Genomic DNA, 3,859 nt, shown 5'->3' with positions numbered 1-3,859 from the left:
AGCTGCTGACCACGAGCTTGTGGTCTCTACCCGAGATCCTCGCTGAGCTCGGGCGCTACGACTCATCGAGGTGGATGGGCGACGTGACGGTGCCGACCGCCGTCGTGGTGACCGCCCGCGACTGGGCCATCCCCACCGTCCGCCAGCGGGCACTGGCCGACAAGGTGCCCGACGCGCTCGTGTGGGAGGCCCCGGGTGGGCACACCTCTGTTGTCCTCGGCACCCGCCGGTGGCTGCCGATCTTCCTCGACGCCGTAACCGCCGTGACCGACCCACCGTCCACGGGTCGCGCCGCCGTCTGAGTCGACGATCGACGGACCCGAGCACCGGCGAGCCCGAACGCGAGGACGTTGGAGTTCCGGCGCTTCCCTACGTGGCGCTACGACGACACCTGTTCGGCGGGCGCGAGCCTCCAGCCGATCCGCCGTGCGAGCACCTAGCCCGGTCTACGTGCCTGGATAGCTGCCGGGGTAGCCCCGGCGCCAGGTCATGGCCGAACATCAGGACGGTCTTGATGCCTGTGGGCCGCTGCGTGTAGGCGTCTTGCCAGTCCGCGCGCACCTCCGAGCGCGGACCCCCGGAAGACCAGAACTCGTCCTGGTAGAGGGTGTCGCGGAAGCGCCGGAACGGGCCCTTGCCTTGGATCGCGACCTCCAGGCGTTCAGCGAACGGCTCATCAGTGATGGTGGGGATGAAGACCTGCATGTCCCGGTAGCCCGCGTTCGAGCCGAGCCCCACGACGCCGACGAACGCCTCCGGATCGTCGAAGTCGTCGGGCCGTTCGATCCCGGCGATCCCCTCCGGATCGTTCGGCCACAACTCTCCCGTCGCGATCTCTAGCTTCCAGCCTCCATAGAAGTCGGTCGGTCCGTCGAGGTGCGATGCGAGCTCATCGAGTGCGACCGGCGTCGTACGCAACGGGCTCGGTTCGTTCCGTACCGCACGTTCGAGTTCGTCCGCCAGCTCGTCATCGCCCAGCCATCCTCGGTCACGGAGTCGGGGTAGCAGACGGTGGATGATCGGGCCGGCGGGATCGTGGCCCACCTCGACCGCATAGATCAGCCCAGGCCCCGCCAGGTGCGCGACCGTGAGCGGATCCCTCCCGACGAGCAGGTCGACGACAGTAACCGCATCACGGCGGCGGACCGCGCCTCGCAGCTGCTGGCTCGACTCCCCCGGCCAGGGTTCGTGCTCTCCACCTGCTGGTTCGCCGCCGCGAGCGAACCACGCGCCCGGGACGAGGACACCATCCTCCGCGGACGCATCGAACTCGCCTCCGTCCCTGACCGGATGTGCATCGCGACCCCACCCGGGATGCAGGTCCGGGAGGTCCGAGAACGGAGGCTCGGGGGCGGGTGGCGGTGGCGACTGCCCATCGTCAACGTCCCAGCGCCGCTCGTACTGGTCGGGAATCGCACCCCACCCGAAGTACGCGACTGGCCGGTCCGGCGCCTCGCCATAGACCTCGTGAGGGTCGACTTTCTCGTCGGCCACGGTGCACAGGTGCATCCAGCCATCACCGAAGTCGAACTCGTAGACGAACTGCTCGCCCAATCCCAGTCGGGTCAGCTTCTCGCGCGTGTCGTCCAGTTCGGGCTCGTTCCAGTCCTCGTCCCACGGACCCTTCATCGTGATGCGTGTTCCATCCGCGAGCGTGAAAGCGTGCAAGTGGGCAAGGTCCCAGCGCGCGAACGCGTCGTTGATCGCGTCCGCCAGCATGCGGAACGTCATCCCGGGACGTGCGAGCATCAGTCGGCCGGGGCGTGGCCACAACGGGCGTGCGTGTCCCTCGACGAGGTCAACCCGGATCGACAGCCACGTTCGCGCCAACGTTCAACCCGCGTCCACATCGTCGGGATCGATCCGCCCCAGCGTCCGTCGGAGGTCCGGCAGCTGGGTGACGAGCTGTTCCCACATCAGGTCGTAGTCGACCCGGTGGTAGGCGTGGGTGTAGACGTCTCGGACCCGGGCCAGATCGCGCTACGGCACGTCGGGATACCGGGAACGGACCTCGTCGCTGATCTGTTTGGCGGCCTCGCCGAGGATCTCCAACAGCTTCTGCGTGGCTAGCCGGACGCACTTGTCGTCATCCCACGTCTCGCGGCCACGCTCGACGATCTCGGACAGGTCGGCCACCGCTTCCTGCATATCCAGCAGACGATGCCGATCACCACGTGTCACAGCGGCACGGCCTCACGACGGATGTCCTCGTCCCGCGGTTTGAGACCTCGCGAGGAGAGCACATCGACGGGACGCCCGAGGATCTCCTGGAACTCGTCCCTCAGATCAGCAAGGTCGAGCAGCGTCGCACCCGGTTCGAAGTCGACCAGGAAGTCAACGTCGCTCTCAGCATCGTCCCGACCGGTTGCCACCGAGCCGAACAGCCTCACGTTGCGCGCGCGGTGACGTTCCGCAGCGGCGATCAGCTCGTCGCGGTGCTGCTCGACCTCGGCACGCATCCCAGCCACAGGCGACCTCCCCCGAGAACCGTAGCGAGCGACAGGTATTCGTTCCCGAAGATCACGACGTCGATGCACGGTAGTCCCCGCTCTGGGCGGTCACTTCCGCCTTCGAGGCAGGGAAATCCCCGCAAACAGTTGCCAGGGGGCGAGTGATGCTTCGACCTGACCGAGCCGCCGAAGGGGGTTGTCGTCGCCGAGGCCGGTCCACAGCTTCTTGAGGTGCTCCGCCGCCCCCGAGGACGTAGGCGACCTCGGGGGCGTGCGGTGCCTGCAACCCGTCCTCGCGATCCCGGTTCGGGGTCAGGCGACTGGTGGGTTACTGCCCCGACGGGTCACATGCGCTGTAGCCCTGGTGCTGGGCTCCTGGGCTGTGTCCGGAGCCTTGCTCGGCGGCCTGCTCCTGCGACGAGCCGAGGTTGCCATCCTGCGCGTTGGGCCGGATGTGGTGTTGGGCGTACTCCTCGCCGCTGGACGAACCGTCCCCGTTCGCGTCGTTGCACGGCGGAGCTGTGTGCGCGAGTGCTGGTGCCGCCCCGCCGAGCACGAGCACGGCCGAAGCGATGGATGCGGTGAGCAGCTTCCTCATGTTCCCCTCCTGTCTCGAGCGCCCCGCGGCCAGCCGCGGTGAGCGCCGGGTCTCCATCGGGCAGGGGCTGTCGAGCGGGCCCGCCCTCCACCTCTGGTACGTACCCTAGGCCACAGCGGTTCACCGCTGGCCGCCCCCGGACGTCGGCTCACCAAAGCAGCCGCAACCGACGGTCCAGTCGGCGGGGAACTACGCCGCGAGGGCGCGAGAACCCCGCGCGTTATCGAACGGTTCGAGCGCCGTCGTGACCACGCAGAACCGTGGTCAGCGTGAGCCCAGCTGATCAGTTCCAACGTGCCCAGCGACGCCTTCGAAGCCGCTCCGCGCGGACGCCCGACACCCATCCGACGATGACGCACGCTGGAGGGAGCAACACGGCGACGAGGTCAACCCAGCTCACGCGGCCTCCTTCAAGGGGTACGAAAATCCAAAGTTCGTGAGGGCGACGCGCTCCCGACCCCGCACGACAATCCCCGTTGTGGGTGGGCAATCAGAATCGTCGGACCGCCCGTAACGACGCCGTGCTGGACGCCCAGGTGGAGGGCGGTGCCGTGAGCTTCGCCATCGGGCAGCAGCCGGGAGGCGCGCCTCCAGCGTCCTGAGCGCCCGCCGGGCCCGCGGTGAGACGAATCGCCGCGGTGGTCCGGACGACAGATATGATGCCCGCCGCCTTGCGACGTGGCCGCCACAACCGCACGATGCTCGCCGTGCTGGCCCTCGGGCTCGCCGCGCTGCTGCTGGCGGCCCCTTCCGCCATGGCCGGGGCGATCTTCCCGGAATCCGGGGGCTCGCCGAACGCGGACGACATCTC

Annotated in this window: 5 protein-coding genes; 1 reads left to right on the top strand and 4 read right to left on the bottom strand. The window is 68.4% G+C overall.

Annotation, left to right across the window (positions count from 1 at the left end; translation table 11 throughout):
- Positions 1-302: alpha/beta hydrolase (locus tag KY469_22590; protein ID MBW3665882.1), on the top strand; the 302-nt coding region annotated here is incomplete at its 5' end.
- Between the two features lie 67 nt (positions 303-369).
- Here KY469_22590 and KY469_22585 read toward each other — a convergent pair.
- The 4 genes from KY469_22585 to KY469_22570 form a co-directional block, all read right to left on the bottom strand.
- Positions 370-1,830: a plasmid pRiA4b ORF-3 family protein gene (locus tag KY469_22585; protein MBW3665881.1), complete on the bottom strand. Its 1,461-nt coding sequence runs from the start codon at positions 1,828-1,830 to the stop codon at positions 370-372.
- Between the two features lie 150 nt (positions 1,831-1,980).
- Entirely contained in the window at positions 1,981-2,181 is a 201-nt protein-coding gene (locus KY469_22580; protein MBW3665880.1) for a DUF86 domain-containing protein, read from the bottom strand.
- Entirely contained in the window at positions 2,178-2,459 is a 282-nt protein-coding gene (locus KY469_22575; GenBank protein ID MBW3665879.1) for a nucleotidyltransferase family protein, read from the bottom strand. The genes KY469_22580 and KY469_22575 overlap by 4 nt, the downstream gene beginning before the upstream one ends.
- A gap of 319 nt (positions 2,460-2,778) precedes the next feature.
- Positions 2,779-3,048: a hypothetical protein gene (locus KY469_22570; GenBank protein ID MBW3665878.1), complete on the bottom strand. Its 270-nt coding sequence runs from the start codon at positions 3,046-3,048 to the stop codon at positions 2,779-2,781.
- Positions 3,049-3,859: the final 811 nt, after the last annotated feature.

Source organism: Actinomycetota bacterium, assembly GCA_019347575.1.
Lineage (GTDB): Bacteria > Actinomycetota > Nitriliruptoria > Nitriliruptorales > Nitriliruptoraceae > JAHWKY01.
The sequence above is the reverse complement of the archived record's forward strand: the minus strand, read 5'-3'. Positions and strand labels throughout refer to the sequence as shown.

Coding starts and splice junctions, on each gene's coding strand:
- KY469_22575 (MBW3665879.1), bottom strand. CDS start 2,459: ATGCGTGCCGAGGTCGAGCAGCACCGCGACGAGCTGATCGCCGCTGCG.
- KY469_22570 (MBW3665878.1), bottom strand. CDS start 3,048: ATGAGGAAGCTGCTCACCGCATCCATCGCTTCGGCCGTGCTCGTGCTC.